The 23,675-nt window shown below is 67.3% G+C and carries 23 protein-coding genes and 4 pseudogenes; 15 read left to right on the top strand and 12 right to left on the bottom strand.

All coding sequences use genetic code 11. The features are described from left to right. Nucleotides 1-11 precede the first annotated feature (11 nt). Entirely contained in the window at nucleotides 12-437 is a 426-nt protein-coding gene (locus MSG_RS12230) for a PPOX class F420-dependent oxidoreductase (RefSeq protein ID WP_096439938.1), read from the bottom strand. A gap of 153 nt (nucleotides 438-590) precedes the next feature. On the opposite strand from MSG_RS12230, the gene MSG_RS12225 reads away from it, so the two are divergent. The 9 genes and pseudogenes from MSG_RS12225 (at nucleotide 591) to MSG_RS12185 (ending at nucleotide 8,103) form a co-directional block, all read left to right on the top strand. Beyond that, nucleotides 591-773, top strand: coding sequence for a hypothetical protein (locus tag MSG_RS12225; RefSeq protein ID WP_096439936.1), 183 nt, complete (start codon nucleotides 591-593; stop codon nucleotides 771-773). Between the two features lie 30 nt (nucleotides 774-803). Continuing rightward, nucleotides 804-1,293: pseudogene (locus MSG_RS12220) on the top strand (nuclear transport factor 2 family protein). A gap of 142 nt (nucleotides 1,294-1,435) precedes the next feature. Then, nucleotides 1,436-1,762 carry a DoxX family membrane protein gene (locus MSG_RS12215; protein ID WP_142404562.1) on the top strand — a complete coding sequence of 109 codons (327 nt, stop codon included), beginning with the start codon at nucleotides 1,436-1,438 and terminating at the stop codon, nucleotides 1,760-1,762. Between the two features lie 62 nt (nucleotides 1,763-1,824). Then, nucleotides 1,825-2,697: an alpha/beta fold hydrolase gene (locus MSG_RS12210; RefSeq protein ID WP_096439932.1), complete on the top strand. Its 873-nt coding sequence runs from the start codon at nucleotides 1,825-1,827 to the stop codon at nucleotides 2,695-2,697. A gap of 23 nt (nucleotides 2,698-2,720) precedes the next feature. Further along, nucleotides 2,721-3,914: an acyl-CoA dehydrogenase family protein gene (locus MSG_RS12205; RefSeq protein ID WP_096439930.1), complete on the top strand. Its 1,194-nt coding sequence runs from the start codon at nucleotides 2,721-2,723 to the stop codon at nucleotides 3,912-3,914. Between the two features lie 18 nt (nucleotides 3,915-3,932). Then, nucleotides 3,933-4,841: a biphenyl-2,3-diol 1,2-dioxygenase gene (bphC, locus tag MSG_RS12200; RefSeq protein WP_096439928.1), complete on the top strand. Its 909-nt coding sequence runs from the start codon at nucleotides 3,933-3,935 to the stop codon at nucleotides 4,839-4,841. Then, entirely contained in the window at nucleotides 4,838-6,304 is a 1,467-nt protein-coding gene (locus MSG_RS12195; protein WP_096439926.1) for an FAD-dependent oxidoreductase, read from the top strand. The genes bphC and MSG_RS12195 overlap by 4 nt, the downstream gene beginning before the upstream one ends. 136 nt (nucleotides 6,305-6,440) lie before the next feature. Beyond that, nucleotides 6,441-7,271 (top strand): IclR family transcriptional regulator, encoded by an 831-nt coding sequence (locus MSG_RS12190; protein WP_096439924.1) that lies wholly within the window; start codon nucleotides 6,441-6,443, stop codon nucleotides 7,269-7,271. Next, nucleotides 7,268-8,103 (top strand): annotated as a pseudogene (locus tag MSG_RS12185) (SDR family NAD(P)-dependent oxidoreductase). Before MSG_RS12190 ends, MSG_RS12185 begins: the two are co-directional and overlap by 4 nt. A gap of 292 nt (nucleotides 8,104-8,395) precedes the next feature. Here the strand turns inward: MSG_RS12185 and MSG_RS25585 are convergent. Further along, the gene (locus tag MSG_RS25585; protein WP_096444408.1) at nucleotides 8,396-8,629 is read right to left on the bottom strand and encodes a ferredoxin; all 234 of its coding nucleotides are present in this window, start codon (nucleotides 8,627-8,629) and stop codon (nucleotides 8,396-8,398) included. A gap of 44 nt (nucleotides 8,630-8,673) precedes the next feature. Further along, on the bottom strand, nucleotides 8,674-9,810 hold the full coding sequence (locus MSG_RS12175; RefSeq protein ID WP_096439922.1) for a Rieske 2Fe-2S domain-containing protein: 1,137 nt from the start codon (nucleotides 9,808-9,810) through the stop codon (nucleotides 8,674-8,676). Between the two features lie 101 nt (nucleotides 9,811-9,911). On the opposite strand from MSG_RS12175, the gene MSG_RS12170 reads away from it, so the two are divergent. Continuing rightward, a complete protein-coding gene (locus MSG_RS12170) occupies nucleotides 9,912-11,609 on the top strand; it encodes a 3-ketosteroid-delta-1-dehydrogenase (protein WP_096439920.1) in 1,698 nt (565 codons plus the stop codon). Here the strand turns inward: MSG_RS12170 and MSG_RS12165 are convergent. Then, nucleotides 11,606-12,270, bottom strand: a pseudogene (locus MSG_RS12165) (amidohydrolase family protein); the annotation flags it as partial. The gene MSG_RS12170 and the pseudogene MSG_RS12165 overlap by 4 nt on opposite strands. A 105-nt stretch (nucleotides 12,271-12,375) precedes the next feature. Next, nucleotides 12,376-13,077 (bottom strand): PadR family transcriptional regulator, encoded by a 702-nt coding sequence (locus MSG_RS12160; RefSeq protein ID WP_096439918.1) that lies wholly within the window; start codon nucleotides 13,075-13,077, stop codon nucleotides 12,376-12,378. Nucleotides 13,078-13,175: 98 nt separating this feature from the next. Here MSG_RS12160 and MSG_RS12155 point away from each other — a divergent pair, with 98 nt between their 5' ends. After that, nucleotides 13,176-13,607, top strand: a complete 432-nt coding sequence (locus MSG_RS12155; protein ID WP_232011012.1) for a hypothetical protein — start codon at nucleotides 13,176-13,178, stop codon at nucleotides 13,605-13,607. Here MSG_RS12155 and MSG_RS12150 read toward each other — a convergent pair whose 3' ends face one another. From MSG_RS12150 to MSG_RS12135, 4 genes are read right to left on the bottom strand one after another with little or no spacing between them, the layout of a single operon-like run. Then, entirely contained in the window at nucleotides 13,608-14,438 is an 831-nt protein-coding gene (locus MSG_RS12150; RefSeq protein ID WP_096439914.1) for an oxidoreductase, read from the bottom strand. A 2-nt stretch (nucleotides 14,439-14,440) separates the two neighbouring features. After that, nucleotides 14,441-15,685: a hypothetical protein gene (locus MSG_RS12145; protein ID WP_096439912.1), complete on the bottom strand. Its 1,245-nt coding sequence runs from the start codon at nucleotides 15,683-15,685 to the stop codon at nucleotides 14,441-14,443. Further along, nucleotides 15,678-16,895, bottom strand: a complete 1,218-nt coding sequence (locus MSG_RS12140; protein WP_096439911.1) for a sulfotransferase family protein — start codon at nucleotides 16,893-16,895, stop codon at nucleotides 15,678-15,680. The genes MSG_RS12145 and MSG_RS12140 overlap by 8 nt, the downstream gene beginning before the upstream one ends. 4 nt (nucleotides 16,896-16,899) lie before the next feature. Further along, nucleotides 16,900-17,343 carry a nuclear transport factor 2 family protein gene (locus MSG_RS12135; RefSeq protein WP_096439909.1) on the bottom strand — a complete coding sequence of 148 codons (444 nt, stop codon included), beginning with the start codon at nucleotides 17,341-17,343 and terminating at the stop codon, nucleotides 16,900-16,902. Nucleotides 17,344-17,439: 96 nt separating this feature from the next. Between MSG_RS12135 and MSG_RS12130 the strand changes: the two genes are divergently transcribed. Together MSG_RS12130 and MSG_RS12125 are read left to right on the top strand one after the other, a co-directional pair. Beyond that, on the top strand, nucleotides 17,440-18,330 hold the full coding sequence (locus MSG_RS12130) for an SDR family NAD(P)-dependent oxidoreductase (protein WP_096439907.1): 891 nt from the start codon (nucleotides 17,440-17,442) through the stop codon (nucleotides 18,328-18,330). Nucleotides 18,331-18,332: 2 nt separating this feature from the next. Continuing rightward, a complete protein-coding gene (locus MSG_RS12125) occupies nucleotides 18,333-19,154 on the top strand; it encodes a mycofactocin-coupled SDR family oxidoreductase (RefSeq protein WP_096439905.1) in 822 nt (273 codons plus the stop codon). Between the two features lie 9 nt (nucleotides 19,155-19,163). Here the strand turns inward: MSG_RS12125 and MSG_RS12120 are convergent. From MSG_RS12120 to MSG_RS12110, 3 genes and pseudogenes are all read right to left on the bottom strand, one after another. Further along, nucleotides 19,164-20,014, bottom strand: a pseudogene (locus MSG_RS12120) (hypothetical protein). A 32-nt stretch (nucleotides 20,015-20,046) separates the two neighbouring features. Beyond that, entirely contained in the window at nucleotides 20,047-20,553 is a 507-nt protein-coding gene (locus MSG_RS12115) for a DUF1003 domain-containing protein (RefSeq protein WP_232011011.1), read from the bottom strand. Between the two features lie 66 nt (nucleotides 20,554-20,619). Further along, nucleotides 20,620-21,441, bottom strand: coding sequence for a C39 family peptidase (locus MSG_RS12110; RefSeq protein ID WP_232011010.1), 822 nt, complete (start codon nucleotides 21,439-21,441; stop codon nucleotides 20,620-20,622). Between the two features lie 176 nt (nucleotides 21,442-21,617). Here MSG_RS12110 and MSG_RS12105 point away from each other — a divergent pair, with 176 nt between their 5' ends. Continuing rightward, on the top strand, nucleotides 21,618-22,520 hold the full coding sequence (locus MSG_RS12105) for a DUF1295 domain-containing protein (protein ID WP_181159259.1): 903 nt from the start codon (nucleotides 21,618-21,620) through the stop codon (nucleotides 22,518-22,520). After that, complete coding sequence (locus MSG_RS12100) at nucleotides 22,517-23,668, top strand: NAD(P)/FAD-dependent oxidoreductase (RefSeq protein ID WP_096439899.1); 1,152 nt, start codon at nucleotides 22,517-22,519, stop codon at nucleotides 23,666-23,668. The genes MSG_RS12105 and MSG_RS12100 overlap by 4 nt, the downstream gene beginning before the upstream one ends. The last annotated feature ends 7 nt before the right edge of the window (nucleotides 23,669-23,675 follow it).

Genomic DNA, 23,675 nt, shown 5'->3' with positions numbered 1-23,675 from the left:
AAACCTCGTGGTCACCCGGCCCACGGCCCGACGCCTCCGACCTTGTCGATGCGGATGTGGGTGAGATATCCCGGCGGTGCGTCGTCCGGCGGGAACTTCAGGTTCGGGTCCCCGAGGATGGGGTTGAGTTCCGTGAGCAGCTCCGGGGCGCCGCCCGCGGTGATCCGGGCGGTCCCGGTGATCGAGAGGTAGGGCCGGATGCCCTTGCCGGCCGCATCGAGCGACAGGATGGTCACGGCGACGCGCGGATCGGTGCGGACGTTGCGGACCTTCTTGTGCTCGGAGAGGTGGGCGCTGACGAGTTCGTCCCCGTCGGGCGTCGACCGCAAGGCGAGCCATACGACGCTGACCTGGGGGCTGCCGTCGGGATTGATGGTGACCAGCGTGGCATCCGCACCCGTGCCGATGAGATCTCGTGCGGCGTCGTTGAGCTTCATGCGTTGTGCTACGCCGCCGGAGTGCCGATTCATTCCCGAAGGCGGCGGGGACCCGGCACATTTGAATTTGACAAGTTGGCTAGGCAACCGCGCCGCCGTGGCCCTAGCGTTCACTACAACCGACCTTAACCACTCCTTGGAAAGCATGCGGCCATGACCGACCAGCAGCAGCCGGTGGACGTCGAACGTCTGCGCAGCGAGCTGCTGGATCGGGTCGAGGCCGAACCGTGGGACGAATGGTCCCCGGACCTTTTGCGGGCACTGATCGCCGTGTTCGACCTCAGCGGCATCACGCCGGTATCAAGACAGGGCTTCCGGCCCCGCATCGTCAAGTAACTCACCGCGCGCCCGACTAGAGTCACGGCGATGGAGCTGTGGGAACTTCTCGCCCGGGAGCAGATCCGCGACACACTGGCACGGTACAACTGGTCCGGCGACGCCGGACGGGTTGACGGGCTTGCCGAAACATTCTGCGTCGACGGTGTTCTGAGAACCGCGGATCGGCCCCGCTGGGCGGCAGATCCGAGATCGTCACCTTTCTCGGCGGAGTGACGGCCAACCTCGCCGATGCCGTGGACGTCAAACCGGTCGTCCGGCACAACGTCACCAACCTGCTGTTCGAGGCCTGCTGTTCGAGGCCTGCTGTTCGAGGCCGTTGCACCGGACCAGGCGCAGGTCTCGTGCTATTTCACGGTGGTCACCCACATCGGGCCTCGACCATTTCGGACGCTATCGCGACACCCTGGTGCCCAACGGCGGCAGCTGGCTGATCAAGCATCGCAAGGTCTCCGCCGACTGGGCATCCCCTGGATCGGCCATGGCCGACCCGCGGCCCGGAGGTTTTGCGGCACAGTAGGTTTCGTATATCGCGACACGGGGGAAGGACCGAACCATGTGTGCTACACCGGCGGCGACCGGACGAACCGACCGCCGCATCGGCTATCTGCTGATCCGATTGACCATCGGGGCCCAGCCTCTTGGGGCACGGTCAGGTCCGGATGCCCAAGCTCGGAACCTTTCACGCCCAGCTGGTGGCCGAGTTCAAGACCTCGATGCTACCGACCGCCCTGGTGTCGGGGTGCAGCTACGCACTCCCCTTCGCCGAGCTCAGCACCGGTCTGCTGCTGTTGGCCGGCGCGCTGACGCGCGCGGCCGCCCTCGTCGCCGGCGCGGTGATGATCGTGTTGGTCCTGGGCGCGACGTCCATCGAGCACTTCAACGTGATCGGCGATCAGCTCGTGCACGCGAGCCTGCTTGCCGGCGTGCTGGCCTTCCGGACCTACAACACGTACTCCGTCGACCGCCTGCTGGCCGCCCGGCGCTGACCGGGATCCCGATCAGCGGAACACCATTCCCGCGTGCCTCGGCAACATGGCAGGGTGGCATCGTGGCCAACAGCTCCGAAACGACCGTCGAACAGGACCTGCGTGAAATCAGTACCCCGAAGGGCGCTTTGCGGTATTACGACTGCGGTTGCGCGTCGGCTCCGGTGCTGCTGTTCCTGCACGGCTCCGGGCCCGGCGTCACCGGCTGGCGCAACTTCCGCGGCGTCCTGCCCACGTTCGCCGAGCACTTTCGTTGCCTGATTTTGGAATTCCCCGGCTTCGGGGTGACCGAGGACTTCGGCGGCCACCCGATGGTCACCGCGTTCGGTGCGGTGCCGGCGTTCCTGGACGCCCTCGACGTCGCGACGGCGCACATCGTCGGCAACTCGATGGGTGGCGGGGTCGGTGTCAACTTCGCCATCGGTAATCCGGACCGCGTCGGCAAGCTGGTGACCATCGGAGGCATCGGCACCAACATCTTCAGCGCCAGCCCGAGCGAGGGCATTCGGCTGCTACAGGAATTCGTCGAGGACCCGACCCGGCAGCGGCTCGTCGACTGGCTCAAATCAATGGTCTACGACCAGGCGCTGATCACCGACGAACTCGTTGAGGAGCGTTGGCAACTGGCCTCCGACCCGGTGACGCTGGCCGCCGCGCGCCGCATGTACGGCAAGGAGGCCTTCGCCGGGATGAACGCCATGATGGCCGCCTCCGACCGCCCGCTGCCGTGGGCCGTCATGCACAAGGTCAGGGCGCCGACCCTGCTGACCTGGGGTCGCGACGACAGGGTGAGCCCGCCCGACATGGCGCTGATCCCCATGCGCACGATCCCCAACGCCGAACTTCACATATTCCCCAACTCGGGGCACTGGGCGATGATCGAGGCCAAGCAAGCCTTCGAAAGCACGGTGCTCGGATTCCTGTCCCGCAGCTAGCCGACTCACGTAAGGACACCGACATGAGCGACCGGGTGATCGACCGGGTAGTGGCCATGGCCGATCAATTGCGCGACCAGGCCGCCGAAGCCGAACGCATCGGCCGGCTCACCGACGACACCGTCAAGCAGATGAAGAATGCCGGCCTGATCCGACTGCTGCAGACCAAGCAGTATCAGGGGTTCGAGGTGCACCCGCGCGAATTCGCCGAGACGACGATGGCCACCGCCGCGCTGGATCCCGCCGCCGGGTGGATCGTCGGCGTGGTGGGCGTGCACCCCTACCAGTTGGCTTACGCGGACCCGAAAGTCGCCGCCGAGATCTGGGCCGACGACGTCGATACCTGGATGGCCTCGCCGTACGCACCGCAGGGCATCGCCAAACCCGCGCATGATGGAGAGGGCGGCTACATCTTCAACGGGCGCTGGCAATTCAGCTCGGGCACCGACCATTGCGACTGGATCATCCTGGGCGCGATGCTCGGCGATACCAATGGCATGCCGCTGATGCCGCCACGGATGCTGCACATGATCCTGCCGCGCAAGGACTACCAGATCGTCGACGACTCCTGGGATGTGGTGGGACTGCGGGGAACCGGCTCGAAGGACGTCATCGTCAAGGATGCTTTCGTCCCGACCTACCGGACCATGGACGCGACCAAGGTGATGGACGGCACCGCCCAGCGCGAGGCCGGCATGACCGAGCCGCTGTACCTGATGCCGTGGTCGACGATGTTCCCGCTGGGCATCTCGGCGGCCACCATCGGCATCGCCGAGGGCGCGCTGGCCGCGCACCTGGACTACCAACGGGAGCGCGTCGGCGCGACCGGAACGGCCATCAAGGACGACCCCTACGTCATGCACGCCATCGGCGAGGCGGCCGCCGACATCAACGCCGCCCGCCAGGAACTGCTGGCCAACGCCGACCGGATCTACGACATGGTCGCGGCCGGCAAGGAGGTCTCGTTCGCCGACCGCGCGGCCGGTCGCCGTACTCAGGTCCGCGCGGTATGGCGCGCGGTGGCCGCGGTTGACGAGATCTTCGCTCGCTCGGGCGGCAATGCGGCGCGGACGGACAAGCCGCTGCAACGGTATTGGCGTGATGTGCATGTCGGTCAGATGCATGCCATCCACGTCCCCGGCACCACCTACCACGCAGCGGCGCTGAGTTCACTCGGCATCGAGCCGCCCGAGGGTCCGCTGCGGGCCCTGATCTGAACAAGGAGGGCCCCAGCCGTGAGCGACCTGAAAAGCCTTGGCTACATCACCATTTCGACCAGCGACATCGACCGCTGGCGGCAATTCGCTTTCGGTATCCTGGGTTTCGCCCAGGGCACGGGACCGGATCCGTCGGCGCTGTATCTGCGGATGGACGAGCGGGCGGCCCGGCTCATCGTGGTGCCCGGTGAGACCGACCGGGTGCTCACCATCGGCTGGGAAGTGCGCGATCGCCCCGCGCTGCAGCGAGTCAAGGCCACCCTCGACGGTGCCGGAGTGGCTTTCAAGGAGCTGTCCGCCGATGACGCCGAGGCCCGGCGCGTCGAAGAGGTGATCACTTTCGAGGATCCCGCCGGCACCGCACTCGAGGTGTTCCACGGCGCGGTGCTGGATCACAGCCCGGTCATCACCCCGTTCGGCGCGAAATTCGTCACCGGCGATCAGGGCATGGGCCACGTCGTCCTGCCGACCATGGATCCCGACCGGCTGTTCGACTTCTACACCGAGGTGTTGGGTTTCCGATCGCGCGGAGCACTCCGGGTGCCGCTGCCGAAAGAGTTCGGGCCCATGCGGGTTCGGTTCCTGGGGATCAACGAGCGCCACCACAGCCTGGCGATCGTGCCGGCGGCGCACATGCGCGACCCCCGGCTGGTGCACATCATGGTCGAGGTCGACGACCTCGACGCGGTGGGCCGGGCGCTGGACCGGGTCAAGGCCGAGGGCTTCCAATTGTCGTCGACCCTGGGGCGCCACACCAACGACAAGATGATCTCGTTCTACGTCCGGGCGCCCGGCGACTGGGACATCGAATTCGGCACCGACGGCATGCGGGTCGACGAAACCTATTACACCGCGGAAGAAATCACCGCCGACAGCTATTGGGGCCACGACTGGGTGGGCGAGATGCCCGCAGCCATGCGGTTATGACGCCCGACACCGACGTCAGGCCGGTCCCCGCCTCCTCGATCACCTCGTGGGACGACGAGGCCGACGTCGTCATTGCCGGCTATGGCGTGGCCGGCGCCGCCGCGGCGGTCGAGGCGGCGCGAGCCGGGGCCGACGTTCTGGTCCTCGAGCGCACGGGATCGTGGGGCGGCGCGGCGTCGATGGCGGGCGGGTTCATCTACCTCGGCGGTGGCACGCCACTGCAAAAGGCTTGTGGCTTCCCCGATTCCGTCGAGAACATGGTGGCCTTCCTCAATATCGCGATGGGGCCGGGCGCCGACGAGAACCGGATCGCGGACTACTGCGCCGGCAGCGTCGCCCACTTCGACTGGCTGGTCGGCTGCGGCGTCCCGTTCAAGGCCGAGTTCTTCGCCGAGCCCGGCTGGGAGCCGATGGGCGACCAAGGCCTGATGTACAGCGGCGGCGAAAACTCCTACCCGTTCAACACCATCGCGACCCCCGCGCCGCGCGGGCACGTCCCGCAGATGTCGAACAAGAAGCAGGGCGAGGCGAGTGCCGGCTACATGTTGATGAAGCCGCTCGTCAAGACGGCCACCGCCGCCGGCGCCCGGGCGCTCTATGACGTGCGGGCGCAAAGCCTCGTGGTGGAATCCGACGGCCGCGTGGTGGGCATCCGCGCCCGCCGGTACGGCACGGAACTGACGATTCGCGCTCGCAGCGGCGTGGTGCTCGCCACCGGCAGCTTCGCGTACAACGACTCGATGGTGGCGCGCTTCGCTCCCCGGATCGCCGGGCGGCCTGCCGCGTCCATCGAGCAACACGACGGGCAGGCGATCCGGATGGCGCAGGCGCTTGGCGCCGACCTGGCGCACATGGACGCCACCGAGGTCGCGATCTTCATCGACCCGCAGCAGCTGGTGCGCGGCATCTTGGTCAACGGAAGCGGCCAGCGCTACGTCGCCGAGGACACCTACCCGGGCCGCATCGGCCAACTCACGCTCTACCACCAGGACAACGTCGCCTACCTGATCATCGACAGCGACGCCAACGACGAGGCGATGGCGTCGTGGTCGCCGAAGTTCATGCTGCGAGAGGCGAGCTGGGTCGCCGATAACATCGCCGACCTGGAACGGGCGATGGGCCTGCCGCCCGGTTCGCTGCAGTCCACGGTGACCGCCTTCAACGACGGCGCCGCCCGAGGCGAGGACCCCCTGCTGCACAAGAAGCCGGAGTGGCTGAAACCGATCGGCTCCCCCGTCGGCGCCATCGACCTGCGCGAGAACACCGGCGGTTTCACCCTCGGCGGGTTGAACACCACCCTGGACGCGGAGGTGCTGCACGTCAGCGGCGAACCCATTCCCGGGCTGTTCGCCGCGGGGCGTTCGACGGCCGGTCTAGCGGCGTGGGGCTATGCCAGCGGCGTCTCCCTCGGCGATGGCAGCTTTTACGGTCGCCGCGCAGGCCGCTCCGCCGCGAAGAGCTGACCCGAGTCAATCCGCGCCCGGCTCCACGCGATCGGCGGCGGACTTTCGCGTGTTGTGTGACAGCCGCCACAGTCGTGTGGTAGACAGAGTATTCCTAATAGGAATATGTCGGCCCGACATAGGGGTTGGAGGATCGATGTCACAGTCCGTTGCGCCCGCCGAAACGCCCACCGCCGTGATCGACCGCATCGCGCTGGTCCTGGACGCGTTCGATGGACCGGGCCGACTCACCCTCGCCCAGATCGTCCGGCGCACCGGCCTGCCGCGCTCGTCGGCGCACCGGATGCTGGAGCGGTTGGTGCAGCTGCGCTGGCTGCGTCGCAGCGGCCGCGACTACGAGCTGGGGATGCGGCTGGTGGAGCTAGGCTCGCTGGCGGTGCACCAAGACCGGTTGGTCCGGGCCGCCAGCCCGCTGCTGGGCGAATTGCACCGCGCCACCGGCCTCGTCGTGCACCTGGCTGTCCTGGACGCACCCGACGTCGTGTACCTGGAGAAGATCGGCGGCACGGCGGTGCCCACCCGGGTCGGGTCGCGCCAGCCCGCCCACTGCACCGCCGTCGGCAAAGCCATGCTGGCCTACTCCGGCCAGCACGCGGCGGTGAATCTGCGCGTCCGCAAGACCAAGTACTCGATCTCCACCAGTTCGCAGCTGGCGATCGAACTGGCCAAGGTCCGCGCACACGGCGTGGCATTCGAACGCGAGGAGTCGCTGGCCGGATTCGGCTGCGTCGCAGCCCCCATCTGCAGCCCGGGTGAGGACCAGGACGTCCTCGCCGCCGTGTCGGTGTGCGGCCCGATGAATCGCATGATGTTCGATCAGCGCCTGACCGCGCCGGTGCGCATGACGGCGATGGCGATTTGGCGCAACATCGAGGGCGGGCCGCAATGCGTAGCCCCCACGCTGCAGCCGCTGCGGCCGTTGCGGCCGGCACGTCCCGAGCCGCGGCGGGCCGTGCAGTACGCGTGAACTACTTCTCCGGGGGCGTCGCCGTCATTACCGGAGCCGGCTCGGGCATCGGTGCGGGGTTGGCATGGCAGGCAAGCCAATTGGGCATGACCGTGGTGCTCGCCGACGCCGACGGCGCCGCCATCGCGGCGGTGCGGGACGAGATCGGCGGCCGCGGGGGTTCCGCCGTCGCCGTCCCGACCGATGTCCGCAATCCCGTTGCAATGCAGGAACTGGCGGACCGGACCTACCGCGACGTTGGCCCGGTGCGCCTGTTGGTCAACAACGCCGGAGTCGAACAGTTCGGCTACCTGTGGGACACACCGGTGGCCAATTGGCAACGGGTCGTCGACATCAACGTCAGCGGCGTGTTCTACGGCGTGCGGGCCTTCTTGCCGAAGATGATGGCCATCGACGACCACGCGTGGGTATGGAACCTGTCGTCGGTCGGCGGGGTGTTGGCAATTCCGTTGCAGGGGCCCTACATCACGAGCAAGCACGCGGTGCTCGCACTGACGGAGTGCCTGTATCTCGACGTCGAGTCGGCGGGACACGGCCATCACATTCACGTGCAGGCGGTGCTGCCGGGGCGGTCAAATCCAACATCTTCGATTCGGCGGGCGGCGTGGACGCTGCCCAGGGCGGCGACCTCACCGCCGCCGAGGCGCACCGCGCGGCAATGCTGCAGGTCAAGGCCGCGGCCATGGACGCGCGGGCGGCGGCGGGGCGAATCTTCGAGCAGGCCGCCAACGGCCGGTTCTACCTGCTCACCGAGCCGGAGTATGTCGGGTCTGCTATGACGGAGCGAGCGAATGTGCTTGCGGCGCAACGATCGCCGTCGACCAGGCGCTGAAACACGTCCGCCACACGAGTATCCGCGCGTCGCTGCCGTGGGCCCGCGAATATCGGTCTCCTTGTTCATCGCAGTCATCGGGCTCGTCGTCCAGGTGCTCGCACCCATCCGATACACCGGCCTGATCTTCGCCCTCAACGTTGGCGCCACCCTCGGGCTCACCGTGCTCGACATGAGCACCCACCGGCTCACCAGCACCGACCTCGCGGGCTTCGTCCTGGCACTCATGCTCGGCAGCATTGCGCTGTTCATGAGGAGCGAACGAATCATGCGGGACTTGACCGGCGCGCCACTAGTCGACAACCGGCAACTCGCCGCGCCGCGCCGCGTCAACGATCGAATCCCCCAGGGCCGAGCACGCCAGAAAGATGCCCCGGCCGTCCGTCGAAATCTGCTGCGCCTGATGGCGTTCGGCGCACCGGGCGATCGCGTCGCCGTTCCACTGCACACTGGTCTGATTCCAGCTGCTCTTGCGGACCAGGACCCGGGCCCCGCAGCGCCGGCATGCCACGGGCATCATCGGCATGTCGGCGAGCCGATTGTCCGTCCGGACGCGCGATTCGGGTGTCGTCACACCGAGCCCGCCGCCTGCGCCGCCATGTTCGCCTCGACCTCCTTCATCCACGCCTCGTAGGGGCGGGTGGTGTCCAGCTCGAACTCGAAGCGGTCCACCATATCCGGCTGCACAGCGGCGGCGTCGACGTAGAACTGTTGATACCAGCGCCGCAGCTGATAGACCGGGCCGTCCTCCTCGACCAGCAGCGGATTGTCAATGCGCGCCTTGTGCCGCCAGATCTCGACGTCTTGCTCGAAACCGAGCTTCACGTACTCTCCGAGTTTCACCGCGGTTCGCAGCGCCTCATCGCCGGGCAGCGCATCCGACTTCTTAACGATGATACCGTATTGCAGCACAAAGGAATTCGCGTCAATCGGGTAGTGGCAGTTGATCAGGATCGTGTGGGCGTCGCCGTGTTTGTAGTGATAGGTCAGGTCGTCGATCATGAAGGACGGGCCATAATACGACGCCACCGACGTGTTGCCCAACATTTGCGCGCCCTCGGTGCCGGCCATGTCGGGACGGCCCTCGCCGTTCATGTACTGCGTCGCGACGTGTCCTTCGAAGATGTTCTTGAAGTAGGTCGGCAGCGCGCCGTGAATGTAGAAGAAGTGCGCCATATCCACGACGTTGTCGATGATCTCGCGGCAGTTGCTACCGACGACGGTGGTGTACCAGTGCCAGTCGCTCCACTGGTCGCTGGTGGCACCCTGGATGCGCGGGATCGTGACATCCGGCGGGGGCGGCTTGCGCTCGGGGTCGTTCCACACGAACAACAGGCCGTCCTGCTGCAGCGTGACCCAGGCCTGGGTGCGGGCCAGCTTCGGGGCGCGCCTGCTGTAGGGCACCTGCTTGCATCGCCCGTCGCCGCCCCAACGCCAATCGTGGAACGGGCAGGCGATCTCGTCGCCCTTGACCTCACCCTGGGAGAGGTCACCTCCCATGTGCCGGCAATACCCGTCGAGCACATTGATCTCGCCGTTCCCAGTGCGGAAAACCACCAGCTTCTGCCCGAAAGCATTGATGGAATGCGGCGCCCCTTCGGAGAAATCCTTGAGCAGACCCAGGCAGTGCCAGCCGCGGGCGAACCGCGTCGGGACGGCCTGGGCTTCGATGAGCCGAACTTCGTCGGCCTCGGGCTGCGACGTCATGGGCACGATCTAACTCTCCGCCCGGGGCCGTGCGGGCGGGTTGTTCCACTCATCAGGATGGGTCTTCCTGCGTCGCGCCGACCCGGCATACCGTTCTCACCGTGACCCCGCGCAGCACCACCATCCCCGCCGGGCTTCCGGTGGCCGACACCACCGTGGATCTGCTGATCATCGGATCGGGGACCGGCATGGCCGCCGCGCTGACGGCCCACGAACTGGGGCTGTCGGTCCTGATCGTGGAGAAGTCGTCGCACGTGGGCGGATCGACCGCGCGCTCCGGCGGCGTGCTGTGGCTGCCCGCCAGCCCGGTGCTGCGCGAGGCCGGCGCGAACGACACCGCGCAGGCCGCCGCGACGTATCTGGATTCGGTCGTCGCGGGGTCGGCGCCGCAAAAGCTGTCCACCGCGTTTCTGGCGCATGTGTCCGCGACGGTTGACATGCTGCGCCGGACGACTCCGCTGCGTCTGTTCTGGGCCCGCGACTACTCGGACTACCACCCCGAGCAACCCGGTGGCAGCGCCCCGGGTCGTACCTGCGAGTGCCACCCGCTGGACACGTCGATACTCGGCGAGTACCGCACCCGGCTGCGGCCTGGCGTACTGGAGGTCAATGTCCCGATGCCGACCACGGGCGCCGACTACCGGTGGATGAACCTGGTGGCCCGCCTGCCGCGCAAGGGCATTCCCACGTTCGCCAAGCGCCTGGCCCAGGGAGTGGGCGGGCTGCTGTTGGGGCGGCGTTACGCGGCGGGCGGCCAGGGCCTGACGGCCGGCCTGTTCGCGGGTGTGCTGCGGGCTGGCATCCCGGTGTGGACCAACACCTCGCTGGTGCGCCTGGACGGCGGCGGTGACCGGGTGACCGGCGCCATCGTGGACCACGACGGGCGCGAGGTGCTGATCGCCGCCAGGCGCGGGGTGGTACTGGCGACGGGCGGGTTCGACCACAGCATGGACATGCGGTGGAAGTTCCAGGCGGAGTCGCTGGGCGCCAACCTGAGTCTGGGCGCCGAGTCGAACACCGGCGACGGGATCCGTGCCGGCCAAGAGGCCGGTGCGGGAATCGATTTGATGGACCAGGCGTGGTGGTTTCCCGCTGTCGCTCCGCTACCCGGCAAGCCGCCCGTGGTGATGCTGGCCGAGCGGTCGTTGCCGGGGTCGCTGATCGTCGACCAGGACGGCCACCGCTTCGCCAACGAGTCGATGGACTACATGTCGTTCGGCCAGCGGTTGCTGGAACGGGAGCGCTCCGATGGCCGGCCCGTGCCAATGTGGATCGTGTTCGATCAGCAGTACCGCAACAGCTATGTCTTTGGTGCCGAACTGTTTCCGCGCATGCGCCTACCCCAGGCCTGGTACGACGCGGGCATCGCGGTGCGGGCCGACAACCTGACCAACCTCGGGGCGCGGATGGGGGTCCCGGTCGCCGAGTTCTTCGCGACGATGACCCGCTTCAACCACAACGCTTCGGCCGGTGCGGATCCCGACTTCGGCCGCGGCCGCAGCGCCTATGACCGCTACTACGGTGACCCGACGATCAAGCCGAATCCCAACCTGCGTCCGTTGGTCAAGGGCCCGTTCTACGCGGTCAAAATGGTGCTCAGCGACCTGGGCACGTGCGGCGGGCTGCGGACCGACGACCGGGCGCGCGTGCTGCGCGAAGACGGCGGCGTGATCGCGGGCCTGTATGCGGTCGGCAACACCGCGGCGAACGCTTTCGGCACCACCTATCCCGGCGCGGGGGCGACGATCGCGCAAGGGCTGGTGTACGGCTACATCGCGGCCGTGGACGCGTCCGGTTAAATCCGCTCCGGGGCGCGACGCCGCAGGGCCAGCCCGCCTTCGAACGGCCGGTACCCGAACGCGGTGGGCGCCCGATAGCCGGTGTCCTCCAACGGTATGTGCACCTCGGCGATCGTCGGACCGATCTTGGCGGCGACCGGTGCCAGCGCATCAAGGTCGAACCGGTACAGACGGGCCGCGTTGCCGGCCAGGATCATTCGGCACTCGTCCGCGGACTTGTCGTGCAGCGCCCACCGGATTGCCAGCTTGGACCGCGGCGCGAAGCCCTCCTCGTGGGGATAGTCGCTGCCCCACATGATGTGGTCTGCCCCCATGAAGTCGATCATCGCGGAGTCGAACGGTGCCAGCTCGCTGGCCAGACAGCAGTTCCGTCTCGCGTATTCGCTCGGGGTCATGGTCAACGCATCGACCGACGACCCGCCAAACATCCCGTAGGTGCGGTTGGGTGCTCGGACTTGATGGTCGGCACCATCGCGTCCAGCATCGCCAGCTGCGGCGGCAACCACAGCGTGCCCAGCTCGGTCGGTACGAACCGCAGCGTCGGGTAGCGCTCGAACACTCCGGCCAGAATCAGGTGCCCCAGCGTCCGCTGAGCCCACAGCGCCATCTCGGTGATCAACACCGCGTTGGATGCTGGCTGGTCCATCGGCATCTCGGGGCTTGTCCAAGGGCGCAGCCATACCCGCCAGGGTCCGCGCCGGCCGAGCAAGTGGCGACAGCTCATCTCAATGAGCTGGACACGATGGACGCGCGCGCCGCAGCTCGGCTAGTGGCGATCGCGTTTGGCCGCAACCTGCTTTTCCACCTCACGCCAGTAACCCGGCGTGGTCCGGGGTTTGCCGTACCCCCCCTTGGGTGCCTGCTGCAGCACCGCGTCCGCCTCGTCGATCTCTTTCAGCATTTCCAGGGCGAACTCGCGCTCGGCGGCGTAATACTTGGCGGTCCAGCGCAACGCGAGCACGGAATACGCCCATGCGGGTTCGGCTTCGGCGCCCTCGGCGTCCTCGACGGCTTTGCGATGGCAGGTTTCGGCGTAGGCCGCATACTCCTGCAGGACTTCCTTGAGCCGGGCCGGGTTGCTCAAGTGTCCCAGCGTCATCCGCATCAGCACGCTGTGTTTGAGCACGGGCGGATCCACCGGCGCATCGGTGGCCCACGCGGTGACCGCAGCCATCCCGGCCTCGGTGATCTTGTAGAGCCGGCGGGTGCGGGTGCCCTCGTCGCGCTCGACGCGAGACGTCGCCAGCCCCAACGACTCCAGCTTCTTCAGCTCGGTATAGATCTGGCTGTACGACGGGCTCCAGTAGTAGAGGTCAACGCTCCAATCGATCCACTTCTTGAGGTCGTAGCCGGAGACTTCCTCTTCGTAGGACATCATGCCCAGCAGCGCCCAGCTGGTGGCGGCAAGTGCCGCCTTGTCCTGCTTTCCCGCCGGCTTTTCGCTGGCAGGATCCGATTCGGAGGCCATATCGCCAGGTTAACAACACTCGTCGGCACGGTGGGGTCGCTGACCGCTGGCCGGGACGCTCTGTAACGTCGCGACGGCATGCCGCGAAGAAGGTGGACGTGAGCAGGATTGCCCGGATTGGGCTCGGGATTGCGGCGGTTGGCTGGTGTGCGGGCATGCCGTCGGCCGCCGCGGACAACCCGATCTGCTCTGAGAATGTCTGCTCGTTCTACTCGCCCACCCACACGATCAGCTGCGAGATCGATTACCAGCGACCGGGTCTGCCCGACTCGACCTATTGCCAAGTCAGCCCGCCGGCCCCGGCGCCGCAATCCGTGCACATGGACCCGGTGGGGACGTACTCCGTCTGCCCCGGCGAAAGCTGTTTGGGCAATCCGGGTTTGGGTCAGCCGACGCTGGAGTACGACCAATCCGCGACACTCGGTCCGTTTAGCTGCCGGTCCGACGTCGACGGGATGACCTGTCGCGTCGTATCGGGGTGCGGCTTCCGGATCTCAGGCTCCGCAGTCACGAAGGTCCGCAAGCAGTAGTCATCCGGTCGGGAAGTTCACGTCCTTGGTCACGGCCTTCCACTCTTCGATCGACGCCGACATCGCGGCGATCTTGTCGCGCGTGGCCTTGAGAACATCGCGGCCCAAAAGCAGCCGCAGCGGCGGGTCGTCGAGCGTGGTGACCATCAGGACCGCCTCGGCAACCTTGCGCGGATCACCCGGCAGATGGTCGGCGAACTGCTTGATCAGGTCCTTGCGCGCCGCCACGTCGGCGTAGTCGGAGATCGGGGTGCTCGATTCCTTCATCGACCGCGTCGCCCAATCGGTACGGAAGGCGCCCGGCTCGATGGCGGTCACCTTGATGCCTAAGGGCTTTACCTCGGCGGCGAGCGCCTCGGTCACCGCCTCCAGCGCGAACTTGGTCGACGAGTAGTAGGCGTTGGGCGGCTTGGCCACCAGACCGGTCATCGAGGAGATGTTGATGATATGCCCGGACCCGCGGGCACGCATGCCCGGCAGCACGGCCTTGATCAAGTCGACCGCGCCGAAGTAGTTGACGTCGAACAACTTTCGCACCTCGGCATCTTCGCCCTCTTCTACTGAGGACAGATAACCGTGACCGGCGTTGTTGACCAGGACATCGATTCCGCCGAACGCCTCGTCGGCCGCCGCCACCGCGGCGGTGACCTGGGCGGTGTCGGTCACGTCGAGGGCGACCGCCACGGCCCGATCGCCAAATTCGTCGGCGAGGTCGGCCACCGCCTCGGTCCGTCGGGCGGTCACCACCACGCTGTGGCCCGCTGCCAAAGCGGCGCGCGCGATTTCGCGGCCGAAGCCCGTGGAACAGCCGGTGATCAGCCAGCGCGCCATCCTCAGATCGTCCCTTCCGGTAGGCGGCGCAGATAGGCCTTGCGCCGCTGCGCCAACTGAGTCGCCCGCTGCTGCTCGCTCACCCTCGGCAGGTGTGGCACCTCGGCATCAAGCCGGTCCAGCTTGACCACCCGCCCGCGCGCCCCGAGGTCTTCGCGGGGACCGCGGTCGCCGAACTCCGCCATTCGCAGTGTCAGGATCGCCTCCCGCAGTCCGTCGGAGTCGATCCAGTTCGCCACGCCGGGGTCGACGGGCGCGATCACGTAGGTGTAGCTGCCGTCCTCATTGGCGACCGACTGTGCCTTGTTGAGGCTGCCGGTGCGGTGGACGAGATCGAGCGTGGTGCCCCAGATGTTGCTCAGCGGAACCGTGAAGTATTCGGCCCCACCGTCGCTGAGGTCGACCACGAACGCCTCGTCCGGCTGCAGTTCGAACCGGCCCATCACGTAGACCTGGTTGCGCATCGCGCCGACCTTGTCCGCCGACCAGGCCAGGTTGAAATGGTTGGCCGGCATTTTGTACACGCCGTGGCTGAGCTTGCCGGTGAAGTTGGCGAAGTAGTCCATCATCGCCGCGGTCGCCTCGGCCTGCTCGTCGAGGGTTCGCGCCGGTGTCGTGGGTGGCCCGCCGAGCCGCTGTACCTCAAGGTAATTGGGATCGTCGCGGTCCCAGTTCAGCAGCACGTCGCGGATGTAGAACTCGTGTGCCTCGACGGTGGTCTGCACGTGATTGGGCCGTCCGTTGGCCGGGTCGGCGTCGACGGTGATGGTGAAGCTGCCGTCGGAGTCGACATGCATGGTGCGGCCGTTGAGCACGTCGACGGTGCCCATGTTGGCATCCCACAGCGTGAAGTAGTTCTCGGTCATGCGATTTTCGCCGACCCGGCCGTGGATCTCGTAGCGCTCGTCGCCCGAGATCGGGATGACCCGGTAGACGCTGTCGGGATTGTCGATTCCCCAACGTGATCCGGGCACGGGGCGACCGTCCACCGGATGCGCGAGCCGCGTAATGCAGCTGACCTTGGGCCGCAGCTTGTCCTGATTGGACGACCACACCGCCGCCGAGAACATCACCTCGGCGAAAGCATCGTCGAATCGCTCCCGCATCGCGTCCGACGCCTTGGCCCGGCCCAGCCAGGTCTCGGCGACGCTGCGGTACGCGGCCTTGACGACCGGGTGCTCGATCAGGTCGAGGGCGGCCAATTCCTGTTCATGTTGTGATGCGGTCGCTACGGGGTCTTCAGGCATGCGTCCTTCCTCCGATGTACTGTCCAAAGCGCTTGTTGTACAGGGCGAATCGCTCGTTGACCTGCTCGGGAAGCAGGCCGTAGTGCTCCAGTCCGTAAGGCGGGCGGGCGGCCTCGCGGGGACGCTCGGCCAGCCAGCGCCGCATCGCGTCCTCGACGGTGGCGGTGAGCGGCATTCCGATGGCGTCGTAGACACGGGCCACCTGCCCGATCGGGTCGGCCACGGCGTCGTCGAACCCGATGTCGGTGACCAGCGCGCTCGCTGCGGCGGTTGGTCCGCCCGTTTCTACAGCCCACGCGTCGCGGGCGGCCAGAGCGCGGTCGTTGGTCCAGCCCATGCGCTGCAACCACTGTGCGCCCACCCGGTCGACGTCGACGGTATCGGCATGCATCGCGTGCAGCGTCGCATTCAGGCTGGCCCCGGACGCGATGGTGGTGCACGGGTCACGATGCATGTGCACGATGTGCAGATCGGGGAACTGTGCGCGCAAAACATCCAGATACCCCAGGTGCGCCGGTGATTTGAGCACCCAGCGCTGCGCTTGCACGCCGCGCTTGCGCTTCTGCCACTGGATGAATTGGAGCATGCGGTGCAAGTAGCCATAGGCGGGCGAGAAGTCCTGCTCGTCCAGCCAGGACCGGTAACGCGGAAGGTGGGCACCGGATTCGGGAACGTGCGACAAGAACGCGTCGGCCAAAAAGACGATCTCCTCTTCGGCCTCCCGCGCGTACATCGGGTGAATGGCGAACAGGTCCGGTGCCAGCTCGCGCGATTTCGCTTCACGCGCTTGGCTGATCGCGATGCGCGGATCGGGCGCGTCGGTGAACTGGTAGTCGAGCCGGGGCGCGACCTCGACGACCTCCCATCCGTAGGCACACAGGAAACGCGGGTCGGCGGCCAGCAGCCGCTGCAGCAGCGTGGTGCCGCTGCGCATCATTCCGACGACGACGACCGGCGCGGTGACTCGCTGCTCAAGGATCTCGGGGTGACGGCGGATCCACTCCTGCGCGCGAAGCCGCATCCGCAGACTGTGCACAATGCCCGAGCGCAGAATGTGCACACCGATTTCGTTCAGGTCGGCGCGGGCATAGTCGTCCAACAAAACCCGCAGCGGTCCCTCGAATTCGCTTGGGCCCCAGTCGGTCAGCTTCTCCTTGCGTTGGGCATCGGCCAGCACGGCGGCGACGGCGAACGCGCTCGATGCTGCCACGCGGTCAGAACTTCAGGTGCTGGCTGACATCGCCGACCTGGTCGACGAACATCACGCGGCTGTCGAACCACCACCCACCGTCCACCTTGTGAAAGGTGTCCTTGTAGTGACCGGTCACGATCACCTGCAACGGAAGGTCGGGGGTGGCCTGGGTGACGCAGTAGTACGACGTGCTGCGCGCGGTGCCCGCGGGCTCGTCGATGTACAGCTGCACATTGGTCGTGTTGTGTTTGGTCTTCGGCGTGCCGTCCTCGTAGAGGCGGGTCGCCATCTCGTACATCTGCCGCACCCGTGCGGATCCTTCGAACACCGTCTCCGGTGGTCCGTCCTCCACGCCGCAGATGCGACCATGTTCGAAGAGTCCCGCCACCCCGTCCAGGTCACCGCCGTCGAGCAGCTCGGCGTAGGTGTAGATCAAGTTGGTGATTTCTCGCGCGCTGTCACTCATGCCAAGCCATCTCGGATGACCTCCTCTGCCGGTATGCCAACTATGTTGGCAGAACTAACCCAACTTACATAGAACCACCCATTACTCTTAGTCGCCGTGACATCACCATGGACGCCGGCGCGGCTCGGCGACTTGACCGGCAAGCGAATCATCGTGACCGGGGCGACAAACGGCGTGGGGCTGGGCACCGCGCGCGCCCTGGCCGGGGCCGGCGCCGAGGTGATCCTTGCGGTGCGGAACACCGAGCTGGGCCGGCAGCGCGCCTCGGAGATGGGCGGCTCGACGTCGGTGGTCAGGCTCGACCTCGCCGACCTGTCTTCGGTGCGCGCGTTCGCCGAACAGGTCGACGGCGAGGTCGACATCCTGATCAACAACGCGGGCACGCTCACCGACCGGCGAACCGAGACCGTCGACGGCTTCGAGATGACGCTGGGCACCAACCTGCTCGGGCCGTTCGCCTTGACCAACCTGCTGCTGCCCCGGGTGCGTTCGCACGTCATCAACGTTGGGTCCGACGCGCACAAGTCGGCCACGCTGCGACTCGACGACATGCACCTGCGCCGCGGCAAATGGACGCGGCTGGGCAGCTACGCCATGTCGAAGCTGGCGGTCATGTTGTGGGGGCTAGAGCTGGACCGCAGGCTGCGGGCCGGCGGATCGGCGGTCATCGCCCAACTCACCCATCCGGGATGGGTGGCCTCGAACCTGTCCAACCTTTCGGAGGCGCCGCTGATGTCGTTGGCGCACAAGGCCGTCAAGGTCGTGGCCGACCGGCTGGCCAACGACATCGACGAAGGCGCCGCGCCCACGCTGTACTGCATCAGCGAACCGCTGCCGCCGGGCAGCTTCGTCGGCGTCAGCGGCAGGTTCGGCCTGCGCGGTGGCCCCGTGCTGATCGGCCGGTCGGAGCTCGCGTGCGACTACGACGCGGCCGCCCGGCTGGTGGCGTTCGCCGAAGAACAGACCGCCACCAGGCTGGAGGTATAGGCATGGCTGAATTGGACAACGCGGTCGCCGTGATCACCGGCGCGGCGCGCGGCCAGGGGCGCAGCCATGCGGTCGCTCTCGCCGAGCAGGGCGCCGACGTCATCGCCGTCGACGTCTGCACGGACGTCGAGGGCATCCCCTACCCGCTGGCGACCAAGGCCGATCTCGACGAGACCGTGCGATTGGTAGAGGCGACGGGCCGGCGCGCGGCGCCCGTGGTCGCCGACGTTCGCGATCTCGCACAGCTGGAGGCCGCCGTCCAGGCCGCGATCGACGACCTCGGCGAGGTGGACATCGTCGTCGCGAACGCGGGCGTGGTGGCCATCGGGGACACCGACACCCATTCCGAACCGGTGTTCAATGCGATCGTCGACACCAATCTCAAGGGCGTCTGGCACACGCTGCTCGCGACCGTGCCGTCGATCATCCGCAAGGGCCGTGGCGGTTCGATCGTCATGATCAGCTCGTCGCAGGGCCTCACCGGCCGGGGCGGCGACGGCAGTGCCGCGATGTTCGCCTACGCCGCGTCCAAGCACGGTGTGGTCGGGCTGATGCGTTCGGCCGCCAATGCGTATGCACCACACAAGATTCGGGTCAACGCGATTCATCCGGCCGGCGTCACGACGCCGATGATCCTGAACGATTTCGTGGTGAACCGGATGCTGGAGAACCCCAATCCGGCGGTCTCCCAGATGCTGCTGCCCGACGTCCCGCTGGTCGAACCGCAGGATGTCACCGAGGCGGTGCTGTGGCTGGTCAGCCCCAAGGCGCGCTACGTGACCGGGGTGTCGATACCCGTCGACGCCGGGCACACCGTCATGTAGCGCGGGCGTTCAGTCGATTCGCAGTCCGCGTTTCTGTCCCCACAGCAGCGCGGCGACGGTCCCACCTATCCAGACACCGAGGGCGATGGCCAGATGCACAAAGCTTTTGGTGTCCCGACCGGAACACCGGCCAGACCAGCGCGGGCACCTGTGTCCACGGCACGCGATGTTCCACCCCGTTCATCGGGTCGGCGACGTAGTACAGCGCATAGGGCAGCGTGAGGGCCAAGACCCAGCCTCGGGTGCGGCGGCGATCGCGCCGCTGGCGCCACCGCCGGATCAGCGGCTCGACCGCCACCGGATGCAGTACCGACATCAGGTTGCCGACGCCCAGCCACGACACGATGGGAACGGCGACGGTGGGAATCGTAATGGCAAGGCGCGCGGTCGTTTCCAGCTGCAGGGTGAGGATTATCGCGACCGCCAGGGTAGGCACGCCGACGATCGTCAGCAACGCCAGATTCTTGATCAGCAGGATCCGCCACAGCGGTGTCCCCCGCCGCACGGCCGCCAGAACCCGGTAGTGATCGGATCCGAGCACGTTGGTGGTGGTGACATCGGCGAGGATCCACGACGAGAAGTACGCGCCGACCAGGATCACCCAATCTTGGTGGCGGCCGGCGGCGAGCGGTTGCACCAGCAACCACCCGACCGCGAACACCAGATTGACCATTACACCCATCAACCACGTCCGCGGCGGGGCGAACGCCCAGCGGATCTCGGCGCACGTCGCCGGCCACAGGCCCAGCCGGAAGTCCGTGGCGGCCCGTCGCGTCGCGGCGGGACGCGGGGCCGACGCGCGCGGCACTGACCAGCGCCGCGCGCACCCGTGGGCGCGGCACCGCCGCTGCCTCAATCATGTTCTCCCCAACGTGGTTTTGCCGCGCTCACGTCAACTGGGAGTAGCGGGATCGGCCGGATTGATGTAGCGCCGGTGCAACTCCTCGGTGAGCACATGGATCTGACGGGTCAGCTCGGTATTGGTCTTCAGCTCCAATTCCTGCGTCTCGAAGTCATGGTCGGCCCTGGCCTGCTGGAAAGCCGCCTGGCGATTCTGGCCGATCATGACGAACGTCGACAGGAAGATCGCTTCGAGCGAGACCACCAGCGTCAGCGTCGGCCAGGGGTTGGGTTCGAAGAACACCATCCAGACCGCGAACAGCGTGGCGTGGATCCACACGAAGTTCATCGATCCCGCGAATGCCGTGATCCGGTCGGCCAGACGCAGCTGCACGTCTTGGCTTCGCCTCCTGGCCTCCTCGAGGACTGCCGGGTGGTGCAGTTGCCCGGCGCGCAGCAACCGGCCGGGAATCAGCTGCGGGCTGTGCCGGTGGTCGCCGGCTTGTGGTGTTGTCATGCCGAGCCAGTCCTTTCGATGTCGCGCCAGGGGCTGGCTCATCGTAGTTCTCCCGGCGTCCGCAACACGGCGACTCGCGGCGCCGTCGCGGCCTTCGCCGCGGGTTGCTCAGGCGGGCGGTGCGGTGGCGACGATGGTGTCCTGCCCGGTTGCCCACGAGCTGGTGAAGGTGGCGGCGGGGACTTGCTCGTCGGGGTGGTCGGCGCCGGAGTCGTTGAGGTGCACTATCTGCTTGTTGGTGTCGATCGCGGTGATCTCCACGAAGTGATCGGCCTTGGTGCGCTGGTCGGTCGCGTTTCCGGTCGGATCCCCGATGATCGTGGAGTTCACCCACGCGATGACCTTGCGGCCGTCGCCGAGATACTGCTGCAGCACCTGCATGGAGGTCTGGTCCCCATAGGTCATCGCCGATTTGATGCCAAAGTGGTCCAGCAAGACGACCAGGTCCTCGACGGAGACGCCGCCGTTGGAGCCCGCGTGGCTCGGGTCGTTCGAAGGCGCATAGATCATCGTTCCCGGGTTGACGCCCGACGGGGTGTTCTGCGCGAGGGTGATCATGTCCTGTTCGGTCGGCTGGTTACCGGTGCGCTCGCCGACGATGAAGGAGACCGCCATCAGCCCGCAGTTATCCTCTTTCGACTGCGCGCGCCAAAACCTCGCTCCCAGCCCGGGGTCCCCGAACACGCCGGGGCCGGTGGTCGGCGTCACGGCTGCCGGTGCCGGCGAACCGCTGGTCGAAGCCCCCTCGGCAGTGGGCGATGCCGTGGTCGCGGGCGACGATGCGGTGCTGGTGGTCGAAGGCGACGTCGTGGACGTGCCGGAGCCGCACGCCGTCAGGGCCGGGACGGTGGCGATGCCGAGGCAGACGACCAGCGCGGCGCCGCGCAGGGCCATGGGGGCGCGGGCGTGCCATCTTCCGGTGACGGGCATGGTGAATCAGCCTTTCGTCGCCCCCCGCACAGCATTATTCAGTAGGCCCGCAAGGGCGACCCAGCTACTAGAACGTGTTACAGTTTGCCGCCGGCACCGGGCGTGAGGAGACCGCATGGATTTCACGGTCGACAGCGCATGATGCCTCAGCTGCCTGCCCCCCGCCGTGCCCGGCGATGACCCGGACGAACAGCCGAGGACAGTCGTTGGCCCTCGTGACGGCGGCCTACCTGATTGCCCTCGCGGTGGCCGCGGCGTGGCTGGCATGGGGTCCGGCCACCGGCCGGCTATGGCTGGACACCTTGGTCGCCGACGTGCTGGCGACCCTAGTCATTTTCGTGTTCAGCCGGGCCTACCACAATTCGAGCTTCTACGACGCCTATTGGAGCGTCGTGCCGCCACTGCTGGCTGTCTACTGGTGGGCCAAGGGCGACCCGGGCGCAAACCGGCTGCGCGCCTCGCTGATCACCGTGCTGGTGTTGCTCTGGGCGGTGCGCCTCACGGCGAACTGGGTCTACGGATTTCCCGGGCTGCATCACGAGGATTGGCGCTACGGGATGTTTCGCGAGCGGGCGCGGCGCTGGGAGTTCGTCGTCGACCTGGCGGCGATCCACCTCATCCCCACGCTGCAGGTTTTCGCGGCGATGTTCCCGGTGTACGTATGCATGACACACGCCGGCCCGGGTATACCGTGGCTTTCGGTCACCGCGTTCCTGGTGGGGATCGCGGCGGTGGCCATCGAGTTCGTCTCCGACGTGCAGCTGCACCGATTCGTCCGCGCCCGGCGGCCGGGGGACGTGATGGACCGGGGTTTGTGGAGCTGGTCTCGGCATCCGAACTACTTCGGGGAGTTCACTTTCTGGCTTTCACTGGCGCTGTTCGGCGTGGCGGCATCCCCGGCGGATGCGTGGTGGTTGTTCGCCGGCGCGCTCGCCATGCTGGGCATGTTCTTAGGTGCCAGCATTCCGATGATGGAGACGCGCAGTCTGCAGCGCCGACCGGGCTATCAGGACGTCATCGACAGGGTGCCGCGCTTTGTTCCCAGGCCGCAGCGGCGGATACCGGCAGGAGGGCCATGAGCCGCAAACGTGTTGTGATCGCCGGGCTGGGCGATGTCGGCCTGCTCGCCGCGATCCGCCTGTCCGGCCATGCCGACGTCGTCGGCATCTCGGTCAAGCCCGCACTCGTCAGCGGTCAAGAGCTCGGAGTCCGGCTTGCCCGCCCGGACGACTGGGCCCGCGACTACTGGATCCCGTTCGACAGGTTCCGTCGACTGGATGGCGTGCGGACCGTCCAGGCCGCGCTGACCGGAGTGGACCTGGCTACGCGAACCGTGTTCGGTCGCGACCGTGACGGCGCGACCATCGCCGAGAACTTCGATGCGCTGGTGATCTCGACCGGGGTCCGCAACGGCTTCTGGCGCCGGCCGACGCTCGAATCGGCCACCGAGATCGGTGCCGGCCTGCGCGCCGCCCACGAGCGGCTGGCCGCCGCCGGCTCCGTGATTGTCGTGGGTGGCGGTGCGGCCGCGATCAGCAGCGCGGTCAACCTGGCAACCACGTGGCCCGGCAAGCGGATTGACCTGTACTACCCCGGAGAGAGCGCGTTGGCCGGGTATCACCCGCGCACCTGGACGCGGATCCGGAGGCGGCTGAACGAGCTGGGTGTCGGTCTGCACCCGGGTCATCGCGCGGAACTCTCGAATGGCGCCGAAGGCGACGAGATCACCGGCGACCCGGTCCGGTGGAGCACCGGCCAGCCGCCGGTTTCCGCGGACGCCGTGCTCTGGGCGATCGGGCGCGTCCAACCCAATACCGACTGGCTGCCGCCCGAACTGCTCGACGAGCACGGGTTTGTCCGCGTCACACCGGAATTGGCGGTACCTGGCCATCGCGGCGTGTTCGCGGTCGGGGACGTCGCGGCGACCGATCCACAACGCAGCTCCGCCCGCAATCGCGGCGACGCACTCGTCGCCCACAACATTCGGGCCCACTTCACCGGCCGGCCCCTGCGCGCCTTCCGGACGCCGGGCCGGCGATGGGGCTCCCTGGTCGGCATTCAGGACGACGGCCTGGAGGTCTTCCTCCCGACCGGTCAGGCTTTCCGCCTGCCGTCCTGGTCGGTTGAACGGGTGGTGATGCCGTGGTTCGTGCGGTGGGGCATGTACCGCGGCGTGCGGCAAAACGGCCCGCTTCGGTCAGCGGACTCTCCCAGCGACATCGCCTGATTCGTCT

Origin of the sequence: Mycobacterium shigaense, assembly GCF_002356315.1 — a bacterium.
GTDB lineage: Bacteria > Actinomycetota > Actinomycetes > Mycobacteriales > Mycobacteriaceae > Mycobacterium > Mycobacterium shigaense.
Note: the sequence above shows the minus strand (reverse complement) of the source record. Positions and strands in the feature narration are given on the sequence as shown.

What these genes read in the sequence shown, in the direction of transcription:
- MSG_RS12230 (WP_096439938.1), bottom strand. Translation starts at nt 437, where the DNA reads ATGAAGCTCAACGACGCCGCACGAGATCTCATCGGCACGGGTGCGGAT.
- MSG_RS12225 (WP_096439936.1), top strand. Translation starts at nt 591, where the DNA reads ATGACCGACCAGCAGCAGCCGGTGGACGTCGAACGTCTGCGCAGCGAG.
- MSG_RS12215 (WP_142404562.1), top strand. Translation starts at nt 1,436, where the DNA reads ATGCCCAAGCTCGGAACCTTTCACGCCCAGCTGGTGGCCGAGTTCAAG.
- MSG_RS12205 (WP_096439930.1), top strand. Translation starts at nt 2,721, where the DNA reads ATGAGCGACCGGGTGATCGACCGGGTAGTGGCCATGGCCGATCAATTG.
- MSG_RS12195 (WP_096439926.1), top strand. Translation starts at nt 4,838, where the DNA reads ATGACGCCCGACACCGACGTCAGGCCGGTCCCCGCCTCCTCGATCACC.
- MSG_RS12190 (WP_096439924.1), top strand. Translation starts at nt 6,441, where the DNA reads ATGTCACAGTCCGTTGCGCCCGCCGAAACGCCCACCGCCGTGATCGAC.
- MSG_RS25585 (WP_096444408.1), bottom strand. Translation starts at nt 8,629, where the DNA reads ATGCCGATGATGCCCGTGGCATGCCGGCGCTGCGGGGCCCGGGTCCTG.
- MSG_RS12175 (WP_096439922.1), bottom strand. Translation starts at nt 9,810, where the DNA reads ATGACGTCGCAGCCCGAGGCCGACGAAGTTCGGCTCATCGAAGCCCAG.
- MSG_RS12160 (WP_096439918.1), bottom strand. Translation starts at nt 13,077, where the DNA reads ATGGCCTCCGAATCGGATCCTGCCAGCGAAAAGCCGGCGGGAAAGCAG.
- MSG_RS12150 (WP_096439914.1), bottom strand. Translation starts at nt 14,438, where the DNA reads ATGGCGCGCTGGCTGATCACCGGCTGTTCCACGGGCTTCGGCCGCGAA.
- MSG_RS12145 (WP_096439912.1), bottom strand. Translation starts at nt 15,685, where the DNA reads ATGCCTGAAGACCCCGTAGCGACCGCATCACAACATGAACAGGAATTG.
- MSG_RS12135 (WP_096439909.1), bottom strand. Translation starts at nt 17,343, where the DNA reads ATGAGTGACAGCGCGCGAGAAATCACCAACTTGATCTACACCTACGCC.
- MSG_RS12125 (WP_096439905.1), top strand. Translation starts at nt 18,333, where the DNA reads ATGGCTGAATTGGACAACGCGGTCGCCGTGATCACCGGCGCGGCGCGC.
- MSG_RS12115 (WP_232011011.1), bottom strand. Translation starts at nt 20,553, where the DNA reads ATGAGCCAGCCCCTGGCGCGACATCGAAAGGACTGGCTCGGCATGACA.
- MSG_RS12110 (WP_232011010.1), bottom strand. Translation starts at nt 21,441, where the DNA reads ATGCCCGTCACCGGAAGATGGCACGCCCGCGCCCCCATGGCCCTGCGC.
- MSG_RS12105 (WP_181159259.1), top strand. Translation starts at nt 21,618, where the DNA reads ATGACCCGGACGAACAGCCGAGGACAGTCGTTGGCCCTCGTGACGGCG.
- MSG_RS12100 (WP_096439899.1), top strand. Translation starts at nt 22,517, where the DNA reads ATGAGCCGCAAACGTGTTGTGATCGCCGGGCTGGGCGATGTCGGCCTG.